Here is a 22571-nt window from a genome sequence, read left to right on the forward strand (position 1 = left end):
AATGACAATTTTAGATGATAAAGATGAACACAGTATGAATTTTTCGCAGATATAAAACATTTGAAAGCTATGTCGAAGTACAATGTAGACAATGTTGCAAGAAGGATCGTTATGAAAATCATAGTTTTAGATACCGAAACCACGGGCATGCTTGAAAAAGACCGCATTTGCCAGCTGAGCTATTTAGTGCTCAACGAAGAGTTTGAGATCGAAGAGATTCATAACGATCTTTGCACCCCACCACTTCCTATCTCATTCGAGGCGATGGCGATTCACCACATTACCCCTGAAATGGTTGAAGGCGAGCCAACGTGCGTGCAAACCAAAGCGTTTAAACGGTTGTGCGAGCTCAATGTTCCAACCAACATTCTCGTTATCCAAAATGCCGCGTTTGACCTTGGAATGCTTGCTAAAGAGGATTTCACCTCACAGATGAATCTCATCGACACATTCCGTATTTTGCGTGCCTACTACCCACTTGATGGCTCTTTTGGCTTACAGTTTAAACGCTACCAATGGGGACTTTACAAAGAAGAAGAGGGTTTAAGCAAAAAGCTTGGTATCACCATCAAAGCACACGATGCCCTAGGCGACGTCATCGTTCTTAAACACCTCTTTGAAAGGCTGTGCGAAGAACACTCCATGCCAAAGATGATCCTCCTTTGTTCCGAGCCTATCGTTTTAAGTCACATTCCTTATGGTAAAAACAAAGGCAAAAAATTTGTCGATGTCGCCCGCACCGATCGCCAAGACCTCCACTACATGCAAAACGCCAACGGACTCGATGAAGACATGAAAGCCTCCATACTCCACGCCCTTGAAAGCACCAAAGAGAACGTCACCCTTACCATCAGCTTTGGCAAATACGCAGGTAAAACACCAGAGGAAGTTTTAGAAATAGACCGTAATTATCTTTTATGGATGGTCAATAAAATGGATAACCTGAGTGCTGAGTTGAAAGAGGCGATAGAGAAGGTTTTGGGCTAAAATCCGTAATGTTTTTATTTTCACTATTTTAAGATAAAATTGTACTAAATCAATAAAGGTCTAATGATGAGTAACGATATAAGATGGCAACAACGGTTTTCAAATTATAAAAAAGCTCTGTCTCAATTAAAAAATGCCGTTAATTTATCAGGAGAAAGAGAACTTTCATTATTAGAAAAGCAAGGGCTTATTCAAGCATTTGAGTACACTCATGAATTAGCATGGAAAACGATGAAAGATTTTTTAGATTATAAAGGCTCAACTGAGCAGATATATGGTTCAAAAGACGCAACACGCCAAGCCTTTCTTATGGGTTTAATGACGCATGGGGAAGATTGGATGAAGATGATACAAAGCAGAAATCTAACATCTCACACGTACGATGAAAAAACAGTTGAAGAAATAGTGGATGAAGTGTTGGGGAATTATATTTTTAGATTTGAAGAGTTAGAGCAAAAATTGTCAACTCTTTTAGAAGAAGAGAGCCACTAAAAATGCCCTTTGGTTTGAGCCATGATGTCATTGAAAAAATCAAGCACATTTTCGCGCAGTTTCCAAACATAGAGCAAGTGCTTGTATTCGGGTCTCGTGCTAAGGGAAATTATAAAGAAGGCTCCGATATTGATCTAGCACTGAAAGGCACTGCTCTAAACCTCAAAACGCTGCAAAATCTTGAACTCAAACTAGACGAACTTTATTTACCTTATAAAATTGACATGGTGATTTATGAGAATATTGCTAATGAGGCGCTTAAAAATCACATTGATAGAGTTGGTATTGTTCTTTATCATGTGTAAATTAATTGGCTAAAAAAGGATTTTAATGGGTAATTCAGACGATAATATGAAGTTATTATTTAACACACTGTGGTTGACGAGTAAATTATGGCAAAGATTATTTATTTATGTAGCTATTTTAGGCATTAGCTATGTGGTGATGTCTTTTTTTGTTTTAATGGGAAATTGGATGATACCAATTGATAAGTTTTGTGGAACGACAAGATTAAATACAAATTTTTTAAAAGAATTTTTATTATATTTAATAGCTTTTGGTCCAGGGGTGTTAGTATCTCTTATATTTGAATTAGAAATTCGTCAAAGACAAAGAAGATTAGGTAAACATACAATTCGAGAAATAAAAGAAAATACATATAAAATCATTAAAAATGAATAGAAAAAACAAAGGGTCAGGGTTAAACTTTTAACTTTGCCCTAACTCCTCTTTTACATGCAACAACAACCTGTTAAAATCTTCAAAATACGCAATTGAGCGTTTACGCAGTTCTGGTTCATCGGTTTGCGCATAGGTGTCACGTATGGTTATCACATCGATGCCCGCATTTTGAGCTGCTTCAACGCCTACCAAAGAGTCTTCAACGACCAAGCATTCATGAGGCTGAACGCCAAGCTCTTGCATGATGAACTGATGCACTTCGGGATGCGGTTTTATCTTGCTTACGAGTTCTCGCCCTAAAATCAGTGAAAATGTTTTTTCAAAGTCCACTTTTTGCCTCATGGCATCATTTTCGTTACTATAGATGTTTAGGATGTTTTGGCTGGTCGTACTTGCGATGACAAGCTGATAACCTTGCTCTTTTAAGTAATACAACAACGTATGCGCATCTGGTTTAAAGTCGATGACATTTTTGAGATAGTGCTGAGCAATAGCATAACGCATGGAGCGGATCACATCTTTGGAAAAAGGTGCATGATAGGTTTGTGCTAAAAAGTCACAGTACTCTATGTACGCATCTTGGGCGTGGCTGAAAGAGCGCAAAAGCTCATCGCGCCGTTGTTGAATGTGTAGCTCTGGCAATGTTTCTCCGCCAAGTTGTGCTATCAGCTCTCTGTCGACAATGTTCCAAATGCCCACCGAATCGATAAGCGTGCCATCCATGTCGAAGATAATGACTTTTTTTTGATAAAACATAGAACTCCTTGATGGTATCTATAAAATAAAAGGAATAATTCTTTTTGTGTGTTGCATGTACTCTTTGTACTCGCTAGAGTGTTCCATCCACAATATCTCTTCTTTTTTCGCTTTTAAAAATAGCGTTACGACTAAAAGCACGTAGATAAAATAACTAAATAAAGTAGGCTTAGACACCACAATGCCAAGTATCATTACAAGCACTGAAAAATACATAGGATGCCTGATGTAGCGGTATGCTCCTGTGGTAATGAGTGTGGCATTTTCTTTGATTTCGGGCGTGATGTTGAAGTTGCCAAGTTTGTTATGGATTATCGTATAAAGCCCGAAAATACAGCCTAGTAAAAAGATCAGTAAAGAAACTAAATTGGGTGTGTGCATGTCGTGATGTACTACGAGAAGTGCGATGAAGATGAATTGTAACGAGACTAAGAGGTAAGAAGTGCGTTTGCTTTTCATGTTGCCTCTTTAAGCTCCAACTTTAGAAGTTGAAGCTTTACATGTAAAAAGTTTTATTTTTTTTCTTCTTCTGTTTTGGCAGGTGCAACAGGTTTTTTAGCAGGTTTCGCGATAATTTCGATGTAACATTCGCTCCATTTTTCACTGTGTGCTTTGTCAACTTCAGTGCCAAGGTCAGCTTGGTGCACAACACTTGCGTTTTCACTTGTTTGTCCGAATTTGCAGTCAAAGTCCCAGAAATGAAAACCTTCGGGTGTTTTTTTAGCACGTTCACGTTTGATGTATTTGCGGATTTCGTGTTTGATGGACTCTACAAGTCGGTCACTGTTTTTATTTTCTTCTTGAATGAGAAATATTTTTTTCAAGGATTGCCTTTTAGGGTGTTAATTTTTGAGTTTCTTATTGTACTTTATTTCACCTTTGAATGTCTCGTTATTTGAACTCTGCTTTGTATGCGTTTTCTAAAACAGTCATAAATGAGGCTGGGTCCATATAGCCCGTATAGCCTTCGATGATACTATGGCGTGTTGGCGATAGAATGGCATTTGCAGGGGTGTATTTGGTGCGTAAATCAGCAGGCAAGGCTGGATCGTAAAGATCGATGGAGACAAAAACAAACTTTTGGTCTATCTGTTTTCGATAGGTCGCATTATTGAAAATCTCTTTTTGCATTTGCTTACAGTATGGGCATGTCTCCGTGACAACATTGACAAGAATAAGCTTTTTTTCTTTGATTGCTCGTGCACTCTCTTCTTCTAAAAAACTCGCATGAAGCATTGTAAAGCTGATAAATACCATAAATAGGGCTTTAAAAAGTGTGTGCATACTAATCCTTTGTTTCAAAAATTTAATTTTAATCAAACTCTAACACAAGCTTAATAAAAGGATATTGAACATTGTCGTTATCTATTTTTAAAGCGCTGATATGTTAAATTGCACATCATATTTCAATGCTAAGGAAGCGTCAATCATGGCAAATCTTCGTGAAATTTATCAACTGGGTTCTGAGGTCATTCGAAGTATAGCTGAGCCCGTAAAAGAGATTCACACTCCTGAAATTCAGGCATTAATAGACGATATGATTTTAACGTGTCAAAATTCCAAAGGCGTGGGAATTGCTGCACCACAAGTGAACTGCTCTAAAGCAATTGTTATCATAGCATCCTATCCCAATGAACGCTATCCAAATGCTCCTAAAATGGAGCCAACTGCGCTGATTAATCCTAAAATCATCTCTCATTCTAAAGAGATGTTCAAGGATTGGGAGGGGTGTTTGAGTCTTCCAGGCATTAGAGCACAAGTCCCTCGTTATAACGAAATTAAAGTTTCCTATACCGATCGAGAAGGTAAATCACACACGGTTGTTTACCATGACTTTGTGGCACGCATCTTCCAACACGAATATGACCATTTAATCGGAAAAGTCTTTATAGACCGAGTTGAATCAACACACGATATTGTCATGGAGCAAGAGTACAGACGTATCATTGGAATGTAATAGCCTTAGGTTAAAAAGAGTATCTCATGGATAACATAGCATTTCTAGGTGCTCCATAAACCATAAGATTTGTTCCAATGCCTTCATAATAGGTCTTGTCAAAAAGATTGTTGATGTTTAACTGTAACTCAGTATGCTTGTCAATTTGATATTTTGCCATTAAGCTCGTAAGTGTGAATGCCTCTTGTTCGATGTAAGAGCTTCCCGTACCTGTATAAAACTTGCTATAGTAATTGAGCCCACCACCAAGGCTGAGCTTATTATCTATTTTATATTTGGTAAAAGCTGCCATTGTTGTTCGTGATGCTTTGGTATTGAAGGTATCGCCTTTTGCGTCTTCTGCTGAAAAATTTGCTAAACCAAAAGAGAGGCTCCATCTATCGGTTAAATCACCCGATGCGCCAACCTCAAAACCTTTACTGGTAACACCTTTTGCCGCTTCATATGCCCACTCTCCGCTGAGTAGTTTGACACCATTCGTTGGGGCATTGTCTTGTATAATTTTAAACAGCGCAAATGAAGTATTGAGTTTTCCTCCAAAATACTCTCCTTTGATGCCCGTTTCATAATTTTTACCTACAATAGGGTCTAAATAATCACCATTGATATCTTTAACACTTTGAGGTTTAAATATATCGGTATAACTTACGTACACAGAGTGGTAGTCATCTACGTTATAGACCAAGCCCGCATATGGGGTTACAATATTATTAAAAGATCTTTCTGGAATGCTCAGGTTTTCATTATCGTATTCCCATTTAGAGACTCTCACGCCTGAGATTAGCTTAAGACTTTTACTGAGCGAAAATCTTCCTGCAAGGTAGGTTCCTTGTTGCGTTGTTTTATCACTTGGTTCATCTTTATACATTGTTGAAGTCAATGCATCTTTGACTTGATAATTGTTTATATTGCTAATAGTGCCTGTTAATGGCCATAACTCTTTATCGCGCCAGTCTTTTGTTCTTTTGTTATAGGAAAATCCAGATATCACTTCTTGTGACAAGCCATAAAAAGAAAAAGGAACACTAAGATAAGAGTCAAAGTTTGTTTCATCGTATTCTCTTTGCGTGGCATATTGATTATAGGTTATGCCACCTCCTGTTGCTTTATTGATTTTGCCTGAATATTGAACCGTGTTGGACTCTTCATTGGAGCGGTTAAAAGATGAGGCAAGGTGCAACGCTATATCATCGTAGAGGTATTGTTTAATCGTTGCAAAAACCTCTTTTGTCTCTAAATTTGCATATGCCCATTCTGGGGCAAGTGCAGTTGAGCGAGAAAAATTGGTACGGGTATTGTCCGAATAAAATGCAGGCAACCCAAAGTTCCATGCACCATCTCTTTCCAAATCTTGATACGTTACGCCAAAAGAGACGCTTGTCATATCGCCCATATCCGCATCAACAACGCCATAAAATAATTTATTTTTTTTATCGTAATTGTTGTAAAAAGCTTTAGAATCTTCATTTTTAACGATAAAACGGCTTCTTACAGTTTTGTCTTCGTTGATGGGTGTTGAAATATCAAGTGACTGAGCGTAAGAGTCCCATGAACCTGCATTGAGCGACACATTACCTTCAACTTCTTTACTGTTGGCATGTTTACGAATAAAATTCATAGCAAAAGAGGGGTCGCCTTCACCCGTAGTCAGTCCATTTGCTCCCTTTACAATTTCAATTCTATCGTAGATAATGGTGTCAAAATTGTTTTGATTGACTGTTGAATACGTGGGCATTCCATCAATCTTAAAATAGTTCAAATTAAACCCTCTTACAAAAGAGACATAGTTGTCACCTCTGTTGTTAATGGTTAATCCTGGAATGTTTGCCAAAACATCGTGAAAGGAATTGATTTGTTTGTCTTCCATCTCTTGTGCTGTCATAACGCTAATACTTTGAGGGGTCTCTTTGATGGATAAATCCAATTTAGTCGCGGTATTCATTGACTGTGTGGTATATGTATCTACTTCTTCGGTTGTGGAATAAGCCTTATTGGTAGTTGTAACTTCAATGGCATCTAAAGACACTGTCTCATTGCCAAGCGTATGGGTATTAAGGGCGATGATAGTGACAAAAGATAATAAAACAGCATCTTTTTTGTTTTTATACATAGGTATTCCTTAAATAAAATAATTGATAAATTAAATATAAATTAAATTTATAATTTAAAAGTTTGATTTTTACGAAGCAGTATTAAAATAGTGTTAAATACTCTCATGTATTGCAGATGAATAGAATGCAAAGTGGTGTTAAAGAGATGGTTTAGTACAATAATCTTTTTCATAATCTATTAAAAAATGAATGCCTCAAAGAAGGAAATAAACGATGAAAACACGCATTTATTACGATGATACAGACGCGGGTGGTGTAGTTTACCATGCCAACTACCTCAAATTTTGTGAGCGCGCAAGAAGTGATCTTTTTTATGAAAATGGCAAGAGTCCTGCAGTTGATGGTGGGCATTTTGTTGTACGTCATTTAGAAGCTGATTACATTAAGTCTGCCAAATTGGGTGATCTTATTGAGGTTAAAAGTGAGATGGTTGAACTTAAAAATGCTTCGCTTATTTTAAAACAAGAAGTGTGGAGAGATGATGTTAAACTTTTTGCGATGACTTCCACTCTTGCGTATGTTAAAGAGGGAAAGCCATGCAAAATTGATGAAGAGACAAAAGCCTTTTTTAGGGGCTTTTTCATTTAAAAAGCTCTTCTAAGCAAAGCTCAGAAGGCTACGTATTTAATTTCCGCGAATAAACTCACTGCGACCAGGTTGATATAATGAGGTATTATAAACAACTTGGTTATTGGTGACGTTCTCTTTAAAGGTTCTTGCAATTTTGCCATCAAAGAACTGCTGACACAAATAATCCGCTCCGATAGACGTCGAATAATTGACCCAGTCATAGACAATGTCATGCCCAAACATCGTGTTAATTTCTTCCAGTGCGGGTGGCGCTTTTTGGATGGAGTTTGCGATGTACATATGATCTCGGTCTTCATACTGTGTTAACGTTAAAAGTAATGGATTGTAATTCACTTGCGTTGAAAGTAGGGTGTATGGGTGGATGTCATTTGCACGCAGTTGTGATGCAATTAAGCTTGAAGTCACAAGCTGAGTGTTGAGGTAAAGCGAAGCATTACTCAGTGAGCTGTTACCTTTAAACATCTGTTTAAAGTTTGTTTTTGGACTCTCTACTCGTTTCTCATAAAAGACACGGCTGTTATTTTTTTTCACAAAACCATTGAGTTGATAACTTAAGCTACTGCCATCTTCAAAGGTTCCAACACGCTCATTGGCTTTGGTCGCCAAAAGGGCAATTTGTTGGTCATAATCAATACCACCAAAGATGATGTTTGAACCCGTACTGCGTACACTGGAGCGATGCAATGTCGGAATGAACACAAGCGTATCTGAGACACGACTAGCAATAATATTGGCACCATCCGCTGTTACAGGGGCTATAATGTAGTGATAACCACCTGCTTGAATATCGGCAAGTGCTTTTGCAATGGACTCTTCTCTTTCATCGCCTGAGTTAAAGACGTTAAGGTCAAAGTAGTAGTTTTTATACAAAAGATACGAAATGACCGAGTTAACGGAAGTGATAGCGTATTTTTTAATCGTTTTTTGAGGCACTAAAACAGCAATTTTGATCATCGTACTGTCATCATTCAAAGGCTTTGGCATCGGTGCTGCAACAACAGGTACCAATGAAGGTTCTTGTGTTGCAGATGCATCTATCGTTGATGATGGCTCAGCAGGGGACTCAACACTTGTTTTAGGTGTGGGAGTTGCCATGGCTAAGGTGGTTGAACTAATGGTGCTATCAATGATGACAGGCTCAGAAGAAGGCAGTGTCTCTGCTTTTTTTGCAGCCGTTATTGAACCATTGGTGATTGTCTGTTTTTCAGAACCTGGATAGGACGCAGTACTTTTTTGATTGACTGCGGTACCTTTTTTAGCGGTAGATGAAATGTTGTAGGTACTTGGTTTATAAGGCTCTGGGGTTGGGCTTGTTGTTGTACAGCCTGCAAAGATGAATAAACTCAGGGCTAGGGGCAACCAAAATTTCATAACATGCTCCTTACTTTTAGCATATCTGCAAAAACCTCTTTTTTAGCACTGGGGTTTCGCAGTAAAAAACTTGGGTGGAATGTCGGGATCAACTTGGCTTCGCCAAAATTGAGCACGCTTCCTCGTATTTTATCGATAGGTGTATCATACTCTCCGGTGAGATGATGAAAACTGGTTGATCCAAGGGCAACGATGATTTGCGGTCGAATCGTTTGGATCTGTTGCATCACATACGGTTTGCAACACGCAACTTCTTCAGGTGTGGGAACGCGATTATCAGGTGTTTTACACTTTAAGATGGTGGTAACATAGACCTCTTCTTTAGGGATGAGGAGGACTTTTTCGATCATGTTCGCAAGCAATTCACCGCTTTTACCTGTGAAAAGCATACCGGTTTCATCTTCACTGACACCAGGATTGTCGCCAATGAACATGACTTTGGCTTTCAGATTACCTGCACCAAAAATGACGTTTTTACGACTTTTTGCAAGGGCACAAAGATGGCACTGTGCAACACTGCTTTTAAGCTCTTCTAAATTGTGCGACAATACAGGTTGTTTGCTTTGGGAAAGTGGTCGATACTCTTGAAAGTATTCAAATCCCATAGCTCTGTACTGGTACAAAAGTTTTAAAAGTCGTATTTTTTCAATGTGAGTCATTCTTATATGGTAGCCAAGCAGGAGTTAAACTATCCTTATTCGACGTCACAGTACTCTAAAGAGGGGAGGTTTGGCTTCTCTAAATTGTGGTTATTGGCGATAAAAAGATTTTTAAGGTTTGTCAGCTTTTGAATTGAGTTTGGAAGCGATTGCAAGAGATTTGCTTCAACGTCCAATTCATAAAGATGTGAGAGATTTCCAATGCATTCGGGAAGTGATGTGATGCGGTTTTCACTAAGATCTAAAGAAGTAAGTTTGCTAAGCTGGCACAGAGCGTTTGGTACACTCTCAAGCAAGTTGTTTTCCAAAGAGAGAATTTGCAAGTCTTCTAGCTTTGAAAGCTCAAAGTCAATAGACGTGAGATGGTTAGAGGCTAGATTGAGTTTGACGAGCATATCGTGTGCTTCTAAGGAAGGGAGATTTTGCAAAAGATTTCCCTCTAGGATGAGCGTTTCTAGCTCTTTAATTTCCCCAAGTGATTCTGGCAAAGTTGTTAGTTTATTAAACGAAAGGTCTAAATAATAGAGCGATTGCATGGAGTTGAACACTTCAGGCAAACTATCAAGATAGTTCGTATCTAAGCTTAAATGCAGCAGTTTTTTGAGATTTTTAAAGGCAATATCTAAGTGGCTGAGGCGATTGACAGCAAGGGTGAGACGTGTCAGTTGTGTCAAGTTGTAAAAGCTCTGTGGTAAGGTGCTGAGTTGATTTCCGTTGAGATTTAAAATAACAAGGGAACCAAGCTCTCCGAAATTCTCTGGAAGGCTCTGTAAAAGGTTGTTCTCACACTGCAAATTACGAAGATTTTTAAGCGTTGAAATGCTTTTTGGAAGCTCACTTAAACGGTTACCTGAAATTTTTAAAACTGTAAGATTTTGAAGTGCTCCGATACTTTCAGGTAAGCTTTTGAGCTTTTTACGGCTAAGATCAAGGGCTGTGAGGTTTTCAAGTTTGGAGAGTTCACGAGGCAACGTATGCTCTAATCCTTGGGATTTAACCCAGTGTGCAAAATCTCGAATGCTCTCACTCATCGCTCGCTCCTTCATCAAACCGGCTATTTTTCTGATCGATCAAAAAGGCAATCTCTTCGTAGTCAATTTCTCCAAATTCTACCATGTTGAACAGCGCCATTAACGGTCTTCTGCAACAGGTTTGGTTGCATTCGGTTACCAGTTTTTTGGCTTTTTTATAGGGTAGGGTAGTGGATTTAAAAATATCAATCGCATCTTGAATGCTCTTTTGTCCGCATTCACAGATGATTTTTAAGGCATATTCTTGCATGGTTTTATCCCGCTTTTGAAGCGATATAGAGCGCTTTTAGCTCCTTCTTGTTGAGAACTTTTTTACGGTTTGTCACTATTTCTCGTACCTGAGGAAGCATCTTATTGATAACCTCATTTTCAGGCTCGTACCCCATGGAACGCAAATGAAAGAGAAGCGTTGAACTACCCGAATGCTTGCCAATAGGATAACTGCGTGTCATACCCACACTTTGGGGCGTAAAGGCTTCGTAGGCTTTTTCATGCTTAATCATGCCATTGACATGAATACCCGATTCATGTGAGAAGATGTTTTTACCCACAATCGGCATCGTTGAGGAGATAGTTTGGTTTGAGGCTTTTTCCACAAGTTCCACCACATGTTTGAGTGCGTCAGCATTAATGATGCGCTCTTCTCCAAAAAGGTGCGCAAGGCTCATCAAGACTTGTTCAAAGCTTGCATTTCCTGCGCGTTCACCAAGACCTATGACTGTGGTGTTAACACTTGTTGCTCCTGCTTCCAGTCCACTGATAGCATTTGCTGTTGCCATGCCAAAGTCATTGTGTGTGTGCATTTCAATGTCTAAAAGGTTGAGGCTTGTGAGGGTGGAGATGTGCTCATAGATTTGGTGAGGTCGCATAATGCCCACAGTATCGCAGTAGCGAAATCGATTGGCTCCCATACTTTGTCCTAACTCCATCACTTCTTTGAGAAAGCCGAGGTTTGCACGTGAACTATCTTCACCACCGATACAAGCGAAAATTCCCTCTTGTTTACTGATGCGTAAAACGTCTTCCAGTTGTTTTAGAAGGCGTGTTTTATCGCCTCTAAATTTGGCTTCGATGAGAATGTCCGAAACGGGGATGGAGAGATCAACCGCTTTTAAACCACACGAGAGTGAAGCTTCTAAATCACTCATAGTGGCACGATTCCAACTCATGATACGAAGCGGAAGATCAAGGGCTAATATCTCTTTGATGTCGGCTTGCTCTTTAGCACCCATCGCAGGAATGCCCACTTCAAGCTCGTCGGCTCCTGCTAGGTACAGTGCAGAAGCGATGGCGATCTTCTCTTCGGTGTTAAACGCAACGTAGGGCGCTTGTTCACCATCTCTGAGTGTGGTATCGTTGATAATCATTGTGTATTCCTTTGCTTCTTATGAAGCGGCAAAAAAGTGTTTACGTACACCTTTCAATACTGAAATTTCAATAGGCTCATCCGCAAAACTATCATCACACGTGAGGTGAATACTCTCTAGCTCTTTTTGTGGGCATTCACCAATTTTTTGTGTCAATAAAAGATGGCAATCCGAAAGTGCATTTTTAATCTCTTCGATTGGGTAGCTTCCATCGCATCCCTCTTTACCCATGCAGTAAGACTTCTCCACTTTGCGGTGCATGATAAATTTGATCGCACGATCTCCTGCTTCATAGATCAGAAACTCTTTGGCACTACCGAAGTGATCGTTGATGAGACCATTACCACGTGTGGTAACGGCTACCAGCATCGTATTTCCTGTGGAGCTGAGTTCTTCTTTGTTGGCTGCTTCTTGGCTGATTTGTCCATTGGCTGCACGTAAGGCTCTTCTCCATGTCTCGATATTTTCATGTGTTTTCATACGCTGATTTAGGTCATAGTGATGGGAGAGTTCTTCAAAGCTTTTATCTGCAAAACTCTCTTTGAAAAACTCATCGCTTCTATCTTCACCTAAAAGTCCTACTGCATCGGCACGACATTGGCGGCAGTGGCGCATCATTTTGACATTGACATCACACGCTTCTTGGGCACGCATGAGTTGTTTGTGGCTCGCACTCGGAATGCCATCTAAGCCAAACTTTGTACCAAACTCTGGTTTGGACATAAGTGGCATGACGTTAAAGATAAAGACACCAAGCTCTTTGACTTTGCGCGAAACAAATGGTAGGTGTTCTTCATTTACACCTGGGATAAGTACCGAGTTCACTTTAACTAAGATGCCTCGTTCAACGAGCATTTTAATGCCTAACAGTTGCTTTTCAAGGAGAAGTTTAGCTCCTTCAATACCACGATGTTTTTTGTGGTCGTAAAAAACCCATGGGTAGATTTTTGAGCCAATTTCACCTGTCTCATCGACCGTATTTAGCGTGACTGTAACATGTTCAATGTTGTACTTTGCAATCTCATCAATATGCTTATGAATCATCAAACCATTGGTTGAAAGACAGAGTTTGATGTCTGGCGCATACTTTTTAAGAAGAGAAAACGTTTTAAAGGTCTGCTTTGGATTGGCAAGTCCATCACCTGGGCCTGCGATGCCTACGACGCTCAGTTGTTGAATCAGACCGCCTACATGTAAAACTTTTTTGACTGCCTCTTCAGGGCTTAGTTTATAGCTCGTAACACCAGGGCGACTCTCGTTGGAGCAGTCGTATTTGCGGTTACAGTAGTTGCATTGTATGTTACAAGCAGGTGCAACGGCAACATGGATACGCGCATAATGTTGGTGGGCATCTTGGCTATAACAAGGGTGATTGTTAATCTTTTGCAAGATGCTGGCATGAAGTTCATTTTGGGTGTTGGTTGATGATGTACAAGAACAACTCATGTGCGATCCTTTAGAATTTCTTTACTCTAAAGTTTGCACAAAGTGTTCCTTAGGCAGGAAACGATTAGTCTTTCAGTTCCTGATAAATGGCGTGAATTTTTTCGATATTTTCATTGAAAAGAGTGATTAATACAGGATCAAAATGGGTACCGCTACTTTTGTTCAAATGTTCATGCGCTTTTTTAAAACTCCAAGCATCTTTATAAGGGCGTACTGAAATGAGTGCATCAAAAACATCGGCAATGGCAACAATTCTTCCATAAATAGAAATTTCTTCGCCTTTTTTACCCCGTGGGTAGCCCGAGCCATCCCATTTTTCATGGTGTTCCAGTGCAATAAGTGCAGCCGTTTTGAGGTACTCATTTTCGTCATCAAACAAAAGGTCATGTCCTAATTGTGCATGAGTTTTCATCATCTCAAATTCTTCCTCATCTAATTTACCTGGTTTGAGTAAAAGTTTGTCCGCAATACCAATTTTACCAGCATCATGCATAGGTGCAGCGAGTTCTATTTTGGTAATGTCATCACGGCACATGCCATATTTTTCAGCTAAAAGCGCACTATAGAGTCCTACACGTTTGGTATGTTTGGATGTCTCTTGGTCTTTAAATTCAGCCGCACTTGCTAGTTTATTGATAATCTTTGTTTGTGTATCGCGAAGTTTGTCATACAAAATGGCATTTTCAATGGCAGAGGCTGCATAATTGGAGATAAGAAGTAAAAGTTCAGCATCAATATTGGTAAAGATACCTTCATCTTTTTTATTGAGGGCTTGAAACACACCTATCGTATTTTCTTGGTTATCTAAGAGTGGAACGGACAGGATTGTTTGAGTGAGATAGCCTGTTGCTTTATCGACTTCTCGGTTAAAGCGGTAGTCATTATAGGCATCCACAACAATTTGCGTCTCTTTGGAAAGTGCGGCATAGCCTGCAACGCCTTGTTTTGTGCTGATACGAATTGGTTTAGTGCCATGTGCTACTTTAGACCAAAGTTCATCTTTTTGTTTATCGTAAACAAAGATAGAGCAACGATCTGCTTGAAGGATGTCCCTTGCAAAATTTGCCATAGACTCTAAAACATCATCTAAACTTTTTGTTCTGTTGATGACTTTACCAAACTCTAATAAAATAGCGAGCTGTTTTTCCGCTGTGTTCATGGTGGTCTCTTAGCTATAGAAGATGTAACAGAATTATAACAAAGTTTTAATTTGTTATATGCAAAATCATATCCTTTATGTATAATACAAAACAATAAAAGTTTGGAGTGGTTATCAAAATGCAAAAGAAAATTAAAGTCCTCTTAATAGAAGATGACTATGATGCGGCAGGTCAGGTCGCTCAGTATTTAGAGAGTGTAGGGTTTGAGCTTGATATTTCAGAAACAGCCGTCGACGGTCTTTTAAAACTCTCAGCACAACAGTATGATATTTTATTGCTAGATCTTAGTCTCCCTGATTTTAGTGGATTTGAAGTCATTAAGCAAATTAACAATCAAACAACTATTCCTATCATCGTTTTAAGCTGTCACTCAAATTTGGAAGCCAAAGTACAAGCCTTTCGTTTCGGGGTAGACGACTACTTATGCAAGCCTTTTATGCTTGAAGAGCTCGAAGTTCGTATGTGGGCAATTTTAAAGCGTTGCTCGATGATCAAACTTGAATTTAAGAAAAATAATTTAGCGGTTGATTACAATAACCAAACCATTTTACTGAACCAAAAACCTCTTTCTTTAACTGCCATCGAGTACAAAATCCTTTCTTTCCTCATAGAGAACAAAAATAGAGTGGTTTATCGCAATGTTTTAGCCATTCACCTCTCATCTTTGAGCTCACCACAATCTTTAAACTATCATATTCAAAATATTCGTAAAAAGCTCGGAGATGACCCAAAGAAGCCACGCTACATTATGACTGAATATGGAACTGGGTATCGTTTAGTGTTATAAAAGTGTTACATTTCTTATGATCCTCATAAAAAACTGATAATAGACCATATTTTTGGAGTATAATCCAGATATAGATCTAAAACATGGGGAAAATGATGGACACATCAGCAATGGAGAGTCTGAAATCTCGATGTAAAAATATTCGTATTTTATACGTTGAAGATGATGAAGTAACGCGAAAATATACCCACTCAATTCTAAATGAGTTTTTTGACTCTGTTGATGTTGCCAGTGATGGGCAGAGTGCATATGATATGTTTTTAGATGCTGAAATTGCTATTCCCCATTTAGGTATTCCCCAAGAAACCTCTACACAACGCTATAATCTTATCATTACAGATATAAAAATGCCTAAAATGGATGGCATTGCACTCATCGCTAAAATTCGTAAAATCTGCAAAGAAACGGCTATTATCGTGACATCAGCGCACAATGATGCGGAGTATTTGATTGAGACGATTCGTTTAGGTGTGGATGGGTATATTCTCAAACCCATTGAACTCGATCAACTTTTAGATTCTCTGGCTTCGACGGTTGAGACGATTTTACTGAAAGAAGAACACAGAGCTTATACCAGCTCACTTAAACAAACCATTGAATTGCAACAATCTGCCTTAGAAGAGCAACTGCATACGGATGCATTGACGAAACTGCCCAATAAAAATACCTTAGATAACATTTTGATGCAGATACAACCTGTAGAAGTACCCTCTTTATTTCTAATAAATATTGACAATTTTAAAAACTACAACAAACTCTATGGTCTTGAAATAGGCAATCAGATCTTAAAAGAGTTTGCTCGCCATCTCAAAGATGTCGCGATCTCCTTGTGCTATGATGTTTTCCGTATCTCTTCCAATGAGTTTGTGATGTTACGCCTTGATTCACAGCTTGATCCTGAGCATATTTACGAAGATATTACGCAAACGCTTGAAGTGCTCAATGGTATTGAGCTTAAAATCCCAGACCTCAATGAAAAAATCTTAGTCAATATCTCTATGGGTGTGACATTTGATCAAGAAAATCTTTTCAATAAAGCCTTTACAGCACTTGATTTTGCAAAACAAACAGGCAAAAGCTTTGTCGTTTACACCAGTAATTTGGATGAAACGGAATCGTTAGCCAATGATTTTTATTGGCAAGATGTCATCGCTGATACACTTGATAAAGACAATGTTGTTCCTTTCTTTCAGCCTATTTGCAACCCTGATGGGCAAATTATAAAGTATGAAGCACTGATTCGTATTAAAACCAAAGATAAATTAGAGCAAGAACAGTACGTTTCTCCGTACTATTTTTTAGATATTGCGCGTCGGACAAAACAGTACGATAGTCTAAGCCATCGAATGATCGAAAAAGTTTTAGAGATGATGACACTGCATCCTACCGTGACATTTTCCATCAACTTTAGTTTTAGAGATATGCTCAACAAAGATATCCGAGATATGGTGCGTTCTAAGATTGTGGCGATGAAAGAAGAAAAAAGAACGATCAATCTCGTTTTTGAAGTCATTGAGAGCGAAAAAGTGACCGACTACAATACCATTAAAAGTTTTTTGAAATACATCAAATATGATGATGGTCCTATCGCGATTGATGATTTTGGAACAGGATATTCAAATTTTACGTACATAATGGAAATGAACCCTGCATACCTCAAAATTGATGGTAGCTTAATTAAGTGTATTGATACCGATGAAAAAACGTTGAAGCTTGTTAAAGGTATTGTCTCATTTGCCAAAGCTTTACATGTTAAAACCATTGCGGAGTATGTTCATAACAAAGCAATTTTTGATCTTCTTGTAGACATTGGCGTGGATGAGTTTCAAGGCTACTATATCGGTGAGCCATGTTTGGAGCTACAATGTCAACTATGATGTTTATTATCCTTGGGGGTATTTTACTTTTAGGGATGCTGTGGATTTATGTGCTTATTATACAGCGTAAAAAATTTCAACAATTGATTGATTTTGCGATTGAGGGATTGGTTATTTCACATAAAGGGCTTGTTGTTGAAATTAATGCACAAGCATTGAAATTTTTTGGTGGAACCGATAAAGAGGAGATTTTAGGTAAGTCTATGTTTACTTTTATTGCCCCAGAATCAAAAGAATTGGTGCAAAAGCAATCCACCAATAGCCATACTGAGATGTACGAATGTACGCTTTTACGTAAAAATGGAACAACTTTTCCAGCCCTTGTACGCGGTTCTGATATGAAAAGCTTTGGAAAGAAATTGCGCGTTTCAGCTGTCATTGATCTGAGTGAACTTAAAGAAGCACAATACGCACTTCAAGCACTCAACGACAACTTAGAGATACAAGTCAAAGCTCAAATCGAGAAAAATCGTCAGCAAGAGATGATGCTTTTTCAACAATCCCGTCATGCCCAAATGGGTGAGATGATCAGCATGATAGCCCATCAATGGCGTCAACCCCTTAATGTACTCTCTCTTTTAGCTCAAAATATTGTTTTTAAATACAAACTGCATAAATTGGATGACTCGGTTATGGATGAGTTTAAAAATGATTCCATGCGCCAGATTTTACAGATGTCTAAGACGATTGATGATTTTAGAGACTTTTTTAAACCCGATAAATCGACAAAGATTTTTGATGTAAAAATGCAGTTAGCCCATGCGGTCGAGATGGTGAAGCCTATTGTCGCAGCCCATGGCATCGAGATTAGCTTTCATGGAGAAGATGAGCTTAAAGTGGAAAGCTTCCCCAATGAGTTTGGTCAGTCCATTATCAACATTCTTAACAACGCTAAAGACGTGCTTTTAGAGAGTTGTGGTGATTATGCCAAACAGATTGTTGTTGAGGCAAAACGTGGGGAAAATAACACGGTGATTGTTACCATAGAAGATAATGGTGGCGGTATTGACAAGGTCGTTATGCCTTATATCTTTGAGCCTTATTTTTCAACCAAAGGTGCAAAGCACGGAACGGGGTTAGGGCTTTATATGAGTAAAATTATTGTTGAAGAGCATATGCATGGTAGCCTCAGTGTGAAAAATGGCACAGAGGGTGCAAAGTTTGAAATTGTACTGCAAGGATTAGCATAATGGATTTGAGTCGACTCAAAGGTATTCGTCCTTTGATCATAGAAGATGAAAAAGATGTATTAGATTCGCTCTTTTCGATTTTTGATACAGTTTTTGATGAGTTTTATACCGCACGAAATGGAGAAGAGGGTTTGTACCGTTTTTACAAAGATACCCCCGATATTGTTATTACTGATCTTCAAATGCCCTTTATGGGCGGCTTTCGCATGTTAGATCGCATTCGCATTGAAAATAGGGACATCCCCATCATCATCACTTCTGCTCACAGTCAGGACAGCCACATGGAGCAAGCCAAAACGCTTAGTGTGAATGAATATCTCGTGAAGCCTTATGATATGGATGAACTTTTTGAAAAGATTTACGACTGTTGTATTCCTGAAAGATCAGGCAAGATCGATCTCGATCAATTTTCCTTGTAAAATTTCTGCAAATTCGACGCCAAATTCATAGCACGTTTGAAGCTCTTCTTGAGAGGGAATCAATTTAATCTTTAAAGGTGTTAGTGGAGGAACCCTTAATTTAAGGGATTTGAGTCGTGCCAAGATATGATCGACCGCTTCACCACTCCAACCGTATGAGCCAAAAGCCCCCGCACACTTTCCTTGTTTGTCTAAAAACATCAAACATGAAAGCAAGTCCCACACAGGTTTAGGGGCATCGGCATTGATAGTGGGTGTGCCGATTAAAAAGCCATCGCTCTCTTCTAAAATGGCCATCATATTTTGCTCTTCAATGGAAGCTAGATCGTACATATTTGCGACGACACCTTCAACACTCTCACACCCTTCAAAGATCATTTGTGCCATCTCTTGCGTATTTTTATAGCTGGTTAGATAGAAGATCGAGAGGATTTTTTTACCAGAAATTTCAGTGTCAATTTTATGGCTCCATTGCTTATAGGACTCGATATATTGCTGTGGATTGTCGCGTAAAATTGGTCCATGAAGTGGCGCAATCAGGGCTATATCAAAACGCTCATACAGTTTCAACGCACTTCTAACGTAGCTTTGAAACGGACGCATAATGTGGTCATAATAGTACTGAAACGCATAGGAAAAATCACCCACTTTATCGTTAAATAGACGCTTGTCGTAGTAGTGTGAACCAAAGACATCGCCACTAAAAAGTAACTTGCTTTCATGGACATAACTGCTCATAGTTTCAGGCCAATGCAGATAGGGTGTGGTTAAAAAGGTGATGGTTTTACCGCCCAAAGAGAGCTGTTTGTTGGTCCAAATCGTCTCAAAGTTGATCTCTTCGGTGTTCGTGAGGGCTTTAAGCATCGTGGTTGCTTGAGGCGAGATGAGAACCTTGGCTTGGGGTGCTTTTCGGATGAGTTCAGGCAGTGCCCCCGAGTGATCAGGCTCGATATGATGGATGATGACGTATTTGATTTCATCATACGTGCACAATGCCTCAAGATGAGCAAAAAATTCAGCTTGAAACTCTTTTTTAACCGTATCGACGATGATGACACCTTCATCAGTCTTGATAAGATAAGCGTTATAACTTGAACCATTTGCAGTGCGCATCACAATGTCAAAGGTTCGAATATTGGGGTCAAATACACCTATATAATAGATGTCCTTAGCTATGATTATGGGATGTTGGTGCATGGAGAAACCTTTGCATCCAAAGAGGCGGATTGCTATTTTTTAACGTAATGAGTGAGTTTAAAAGCGCATCAATGCGCTCATTTTCTTTTTCAACTTTGAGAACAAAAATACCTGAACCCTTGACCATCAATGAAGCGCGCGGGCCTATGTGTGAAACACATAAAATATTGGCATCTTCTAAGCATTCGATTTTATAAGCGAGTTTGTCGCCTTCTTCAGTAATCTCCTTGGAAGAATCCAGCGCTTTAAGAAAGACAAAACTATCTTCCAATAATTCATAAAGATAGTAGCATTTGCACCAGCCAAAGTGGTCATTGGCATGAATGTTATCTGTCGATGCAAATGCTATTTTCATGTTTTTACTCCGCTACAGGCGTTTGAGCTTGACGCGCGGCAATAGAGATCGCTTCGCGGTAAGGCTTAGGAGAAATCTCTGGGAACATGATGCCGTTTTTCTTATGCTCACGAATGTTATAAAGACCACTCTCATGACCCGCTACATAGTACGCATTGTACTCAGCCGTATAAGGCATATCCCATACGATAGCACCCTCTGTTGGACAGGCATCTGCACATTTTGGTGTTGTACCATCGGAACACTCGATGCATTTTTCAGGTTTAACATACGTTGTGTCACCATTAATCGGTGAATCGCTTGCACTAACGATTGCTGTTGCTGGGCACTCGTCGATACAACTGTCACAATTGATACATACTTCTGTAATTCTTACTGCCATGATAAATCCTTTTGATGGGAATGGATTAGTAACTCAAAAAAGCCTTGCTGAAAAATAGCCCACGATGCAAAAAGGGCTTGATCGCATCGTGGGTGTTGAGTAAGGGTTTTTAAAGGTACACATCTGTGTATTTGCAAGAGGTGTTCCATAAAGGATTTTTCAAAGTCAGAGAAAAGACTAAAAAGAAAAAATTATATGAGGAAAGGCTTAGTCTTTTAATTGGTGCACTACTGCTTCGAGGTTAGCATAGAGTGCATTTGTAGGGATTTGCCAACGTTTTTCTTCTCTTTGAGCAATAAATGTTGGAACACCATTGGCGCCAAATTCCTGCATGAAAGCCTGTGCTTTGGTGATGCGCGTGTGATTGGCTTCGATGAGTGTTTTATCGTTAGCCTCAAGCATCATGGAGGCATCTTCAAGCTCAAGCGTTTTTAAAATATGCGTCAGCGTTGTGAGGGAAGTGATATCTTTACCATCAACATAGCGTGCGTGCTGAATTGCTTTAAGGACTTCAAATTCTTTTTCTTGATTTGTTAACATGACAGCCGTCAACGCCATTGTTGCGGCACTGCTATCAAAAAATTGTTGACGATCGCCAAGAACATTTTTACGATATGCCTCAGTAAAACTTTGCCCTGTCATATGTGCAATCTTTTGATCATTTTCCCAAGCATATGCTGCGAAGTCAGCATCCATTTTGCGCACTTTTCCTGTGGAAAATAGACCCGTAGGCATTAAGGAAACATCAATGCCATACGTCTCAACAAGTTTAGAAACAGCGCCTGAAGCGCCATAACACCAACCACACAATGGGTCGAGTAAATAATATAATTTAGCCATATTGTCTCTTTTGGCTTAATTGTTGTAAAACATGGTGTTGTTGTTTTCTGACTTCTCAGGAACGGCTTGGGCTACATCCCAATGCTCAACGATTTTTCCATTTTCCAATTTGAAAATATCGATGATGGCTCTGCCAAGTGTTCCTGGTTCACGTACAGCATGTACATGTAAAATGACATAATCACCCTCAGCAAAAGAGCGTTTAATCTCACTGTGAGATTGTGGGAACTTCTCACGTAGAAAAACAATGTAATTGCTAAGCCCATCAGGACCATCTTTGACATTGGGATTGTGCTGGGTGTAGCGATTGCCAAGATAGGGCATAGCCGCATCGAGGTTTTTTTGATTGAGCGCTTTTTCATAAAAATCAAGCACAATTTGGCGGTTTGTTTCTTCTTTTGCATGGGTGTTATCACTGGCAGTTGCAGCTGGTACGAGTGCAACAAACGAAGCGATGAGTGCCGTCGAGATAAGTTTCAACATTTTTTTCAATAACATCTTTTTGTCCTATTTATTTGATTTCGGTAACGGTTCCGCTGAGTGGAATAATTTCAGCGTCAATTTTCAAAAAGGCATTGATTTTTTTCTCTTTGAGATTTAAGACAAGACTTACACCTAAACCATCTGCTTCAATCCATGATACAAAGAAGGTATATGGATTAAGTTGCTGTAATGCGTATGTTTCATCTGATTCTTTTCCAGCTTCTTCGCCTTTGATGGCTTTCCAATGTAATGTCTCGGTTGATTTATAGTTAACACGATACACGGCAGTACCATAATCGTACTCAAATGTTTTTCCAGCCAATGTCAAGGGTTCACTTTTTTCTGGCGCATCTTTTGTACAACCTATAAAGCTTAATACGAGTGTTAAACAACACAGTGACATCAATAATGTTTTAAAATTCATGGATTCTT

At 39.1% G+C, this 22571-nt stretch carries 28 protein-coding genes; 10 read left to right on the forward strand and 18 right to left on the reverse strand.

All coding sequences use genetic code 11. The features are described 5' to 3' along the window. Positions 1–111 precede the first annotated feature (111 nt). The 4 genes from V7Q04_RS04935 to V7Q04_RS04950 all read left to right on the forward strand — a co-directional run bounded on the left by V7Q04_RS04935 (position 112) and on the right by V7Q04_RS04950 (position 2160). On the forward strand, positions 112–987 hold the full coding sequence (locus V7Q04_RS04935; protein WP_333803814.1) for a 3'-5' exonuclease: 876 nt from the start codon (positions 112–114) through the stop codon (positions 985–987). A 66-nt stretch (positions 988–1053) separates the two neighbouring features. Further along, entirely contained in the window at positions 1054–1479 is a 426-nt protein-coding gene (locus V7Q04_RS04940) for a nucleotidyltransferase substrate binding protein (RefSeq protein WP_333803815.1), read from the forward strand. Between the two features lie 2 nt (positions 1480–1481). Further along, positions 1482–1784: a nucleotidyltransferase domain-containing protein gene (locus V7Q04_RS04945; RefSeq protein WP_333803816.1), complete on the forward strand. Its 303-nt coding sequence runs from the start codon at positions 1482–1484 to the stop codon at positions 1782–1784. A gap of 25 nt (positions 1785–1809) precedes the next feature. After that, entirely contained in the window at positions 1810–2160 is a 351-nt protein-coding gene (locus tag V7Q04_RS04950; RefSeq protein ID WP_333803817.1) for a hypothetical protein, read from the forward strand. Between the two features lie 27 nt (positions 2161–2187). Here V7Q04_RS04950 and V7Q04_RS04955 read toward each other — a convergent pair whose 3' ends face one another. The 4 genes from V7Q04_RS04955 to V7Q04_RS04970 form a co-directional block, all read right to left on the reverse strand. Then, positions 2188–2916 (reverse strand): HAD family hydrolase, encoded by a 729-nt coding sequence (locus tag V7Q04_RS04955; RefSeq protein WP_333803818.1) that lies wholly within the window; start codon positions 2914–2916, stop codon positions 2188–2190. An 18-nt stretch (positions 2917–2934) separates the two neighbouring features. Then, positions 2935–3375 carry a methyltransferase family protein gene (locus V7Q04_RS04960; protein ID WP_333803819.1) on the reverse strand — a complete coding sequence of 147 codons (441 nt, stop codon included), beginning with the start codon at positions 3373–3375 and terminating at the stop codon, positions 2935–2937. 53 nt (positions 3376–3428) lie between these two features. Beyond that, complete coding sequence (locus V7Q04_RS04965; RefSeq protein WP_333803820.1) at positions 3429–3740, reverse strand: DUF6172 family protein; 312 nt, start codon at positions 3738–3740, stop codon at positions 3429–3431. A 67-nt stretch (positions 3741–3807) separates the two neighbouring features. Further along, positions 3808–4200 carry a thioredoxin family protein gene (locus V7Q04_RS04970; protein ID WP_333803821.1) on the reverse strand — a complete coding sequence of 131 codons (393 nt, stop codon included), beginning with the start codon at positions 4198–4200 and terminating at the stop codon, positions 3808–3810. Positions 4201–4345: 145 nt separating this feature from the next. Here V7Q04_RS04970 and def point away from each other — a divergent pair, with 145 nt between their 5' ends. Further along, positions 4346–4873, forward strand: a complete 528-nt coding sequence (gene def / locus V7Q04_RS04975; RefSeq protein WP_333803822.1) for a peptide deformylase — start codon at positions 4346–4348, stop codon at positions 4871–4873. Between the two features lie 10 nt (positions 4874–4883). On the opposite strand, the gene V7Q04_RS04980 is transcribed toward def, so the two are convergent. Beyond that, positions 4884–6983 (reverse strand): TonB-dependent siderophore receptor, encoded by a 2100-nt coding sequence (locus tag V7Q04_RS04980; protein WP_333803823.1) that lies wholly within the window; start codon positions 6981–6983, stop codon positions 4884–4886. Between the two features lie 214 nt (positions 6984–7197). Between V7Q04_RS04980 and V7Q04_RS04985 the strand changes: the two genes are divergently transcribed. Further along, the gene (locus V7Q04_RS04985) at positions 7198–7572 is read left to right on the forward strand and encodes a YbgC/FadM family acyl-CoA thioesterase (RefSeq protein WP_333803824.1); all 375 of its coding nucleotides are present in this window, start codon (positions 7198–7200) and stop codon (positions 7570–7572) included. A 36-nt stretch (positions 7573–7608) separates the two neighbouring features. Here V7Q04_RS04985 and V7Q04_RS04990 read toward each other — a convergent pair whose 3' ends face one another. The 7 genes from V7Q04_RS04990 to V7Q04_RS05020 all read right to left on the reverse strand — a co-directional run bounded on the left by V7Q04_RS04990 (position 7609) and on the right by V7Q04_RS05020 (position 14608). Then, on the reverse strand, positions 7609–8946 hold the full coding sequence (locus V7Q04_RS04990; RefSeq protein ID WP_333803825.1) for a hypothetical protein: 1338 nt from the start codon (positions 8944–8946) through the stop codon (positions 7609–7611). Next, positions 8943–9605: a uracil-DNA glycosylase gene (locus V7Q04_RS04995; protein ID WP_333803826.1), complete on the reverse strand. Its 663-nt coding sequence runs from the start codon at positions 9603–9605 to the stop codon at positions 8943–8945. The genes V7Q04_RS04990 and V7Q04_RS04995 overlap by 4 nt, the downstream gene beginning before the upstream one ends. A gap of 35 nt (positions 9606–9640) precedes the next feature. Then, complete coding sequence (locus V7Q04_RS05000) at positions 9641–10636, reverse strand: leucine-rich repeat domain-containing protein (RefSeq protein ID WP_333803827.1); 996 nt, start codon at positions 10634–10636, stop codon at positions 9641–9643. Continuing rightward, complete coding sequence (locus V7Q04_RS05005; RefSeq protein WP_333803828.1) at positions 10629–10886, reverse strand: hypothetical protein; 258 nt, start codon at positions 10884–10886, stop codon at positions 10629–10631. The genes V7Q04_RS05000 and V7Q04_RS05005 overlap by 8 nt, the downstream gene beginning before the upstream one ends. A gap of 4 nt (positions 10887–10890) precedes the next feature. Beyond that, the gene (gene nifV / locus V7Q04_RS05010) at positions 10891–12003 is read right to left on the reverse strand and encodes a homocitrate synthase (protein WP_333803829.1); all 1113 of its coding nucleotides are present in this window, start codon (positions 12001–12003) and stop codon (positions 10891–10893) included. Positions 12004–12021: 18 nt separating this feature from the next. Next, complete coding sequence (nifB, locus tag V7Q04_RS05015) at positions 12022–13449, reverse strand: nitrogenase cofactor biosynthesis protein NifB (RefSeq protein WP_333803830.1); 1428 nt, start codon at positions 13447–13449, stop codon at positions 12022–12024. Positions 13450–13513: 64 nt separating this feature from the next. Beyond that, positions 13514–14608, reverse strand: a complete 1095-nt coding sequence (locus tag V7Q04_RS05020) for an HD domain-containing phosphohydrolase (RefSeq protein WP_333803831.1) — start codon at positions 14606–14608, stop codon at positions 13514–13516. Between the two features lie 119 nt (positions 14609–14727). Between V7Q04_RS05020 and V7Q04_RS05025 the strand changes: the two genes are divergently transcribed. From V7Q04_RS05025 to V7Q04_RS05040, 4 genes are all read left to right on the forward strand, one after another. Then, positions 14728–15396, forward strand: coding sequence for a response regulator transcription factor (locus tag V7Q04_RS05025; RefSeq protein WP_333803832.1), 669 nt, complete (start codon positions 14728–14730; stop codon positions 15394–15396). Positions 15397–15491: 95 nt separating this feature from the next. Next, positions 15492–17273, forward strand: a complete 1782-nt coding sequence (locus V7Q04_RS05030) for an EAL domain-containing response regulator (RefSeq protein ID WP_333803833.1) — start codon at positions 15492–15494, stop codon at positions 17271–17273. Continuing rightward, positions 17261–18463, forward strand: a complete 1203-nt coding sequence (locus tag V7Q04_RS05035; protein ID WP_333803834.1) for a PAS domain-containing sensor histidine kinase — start codon at positions 17261–17263, stop codon at positions 18461–18463. The genes V7Q04_RS05030 and V7Q04_RS05035 overlap by 13 nt, the downstream gene beginning before the upstream one ends. Further along, positions 18463–18882, forward strand: a complete 420-nt coding sequence (locus tag V7Q04_RS05040) for a response regulator (RefSeq protein ID WP_333803835.1) — start codon at positions 18463–18465, stop codon at positions 18880–18882. The genes V7Q04_RS05035 and V7Q04_RS05040 overlap by 1 nt, the downstream gene beginning before the upstream one ends. On the opposite strand, the gene V7Q04_RS05045 is transcribed toward V7Q04_RS05040, so the two are convergent. The 6 genes from V7Q04_RS05045 to V7Q04_RS05070 all read right to left on the reverse strand — a co-directional run bounded on the left by V7Q04_RS05045 (position 18847) and on the right by V7Q04_RS05070 (position 22563). Next, positions 18847–20079, reverse strand: a complete 1233-nt coding sequence (locus V7Q04_RS05045) for an FprA family A-type flavoprotein (protein WP_333803836.1) — start codon at positions 20077–20079, stop codon at positions 18847–18849. The genes V7Q04_RS05040 and V7Q04_RS05045 overlap by 36 nt on opposite strands. After that, entirely contained in the window at positions 20051–20434 is a 384-nt protein-coding gene (locus tag V7Q04_RS05050; protein WP_333803837.1) for a NifB/NifX family molybdenum-iron cluster-binding protein, read from the reverse strand. Before V7Q04_RS05050 ends, V7Q04_RS05045 begins: the two co-directional genes overlap by 29 nt. A 4-nt stretch (positions 20435–20438) precedes the next feature. After that, positions 20439–20816 carry a DUF362 domain-containing protein gene (locus V7Q04_RS05055; RefSeq protein ID WP_333803838.1) on the reverse strand — a complete coding sequence of 126 codons (378 nt, stop codon included), beginning with the start codon at positions 20814–20816 and terminating at the stop codon, positions 20439–20441. 207 nt (positions 20817–21023) lie between these two features. Next, a complete protein-coding gene (locus tag V7Q04_RS05060; protein ID WP_333803839.1) occupies positions 21024–21656 on the reverse strand; it encodes a DsbA family protein in 633 nt (210 codons plus the stop codon). 15 nt (positions 21657–21671) lie between these two features. After that, positions 21672–22154, reverse strand: coding sequence for a nuclear transport factor 2 family protein (locus V7Q04_RS05065; protein WP_333803840.1), 483 nt, complete (start codon positions 22152–22154; stop codon positions 21672–21674). A 13-nt stretch (positions 22155–22167) separates the two neighbouring features. Beyond that, on the reverse strand, positions 22168–22563 hold the full coding sequence (locus V7Q04_RS05070; protein WP_333803841.1) for a MoaF-related domain-containing protein: 396 nt from the start codon (positions 22561–22563) through the stop codon (positions 22168–22170). Positions 22564–22571: the final 8 nt, after the last annotated feature.

Source organism: Sulfurospirillum sp., assembly GCF_036802865.1.
Taxonomy (GTDB): domain Bacteria; phylum Campylobacterota; class Campylobacteria; order Campylobacterales; family Sulfurospirillaceae; genus Sulfurospirillum.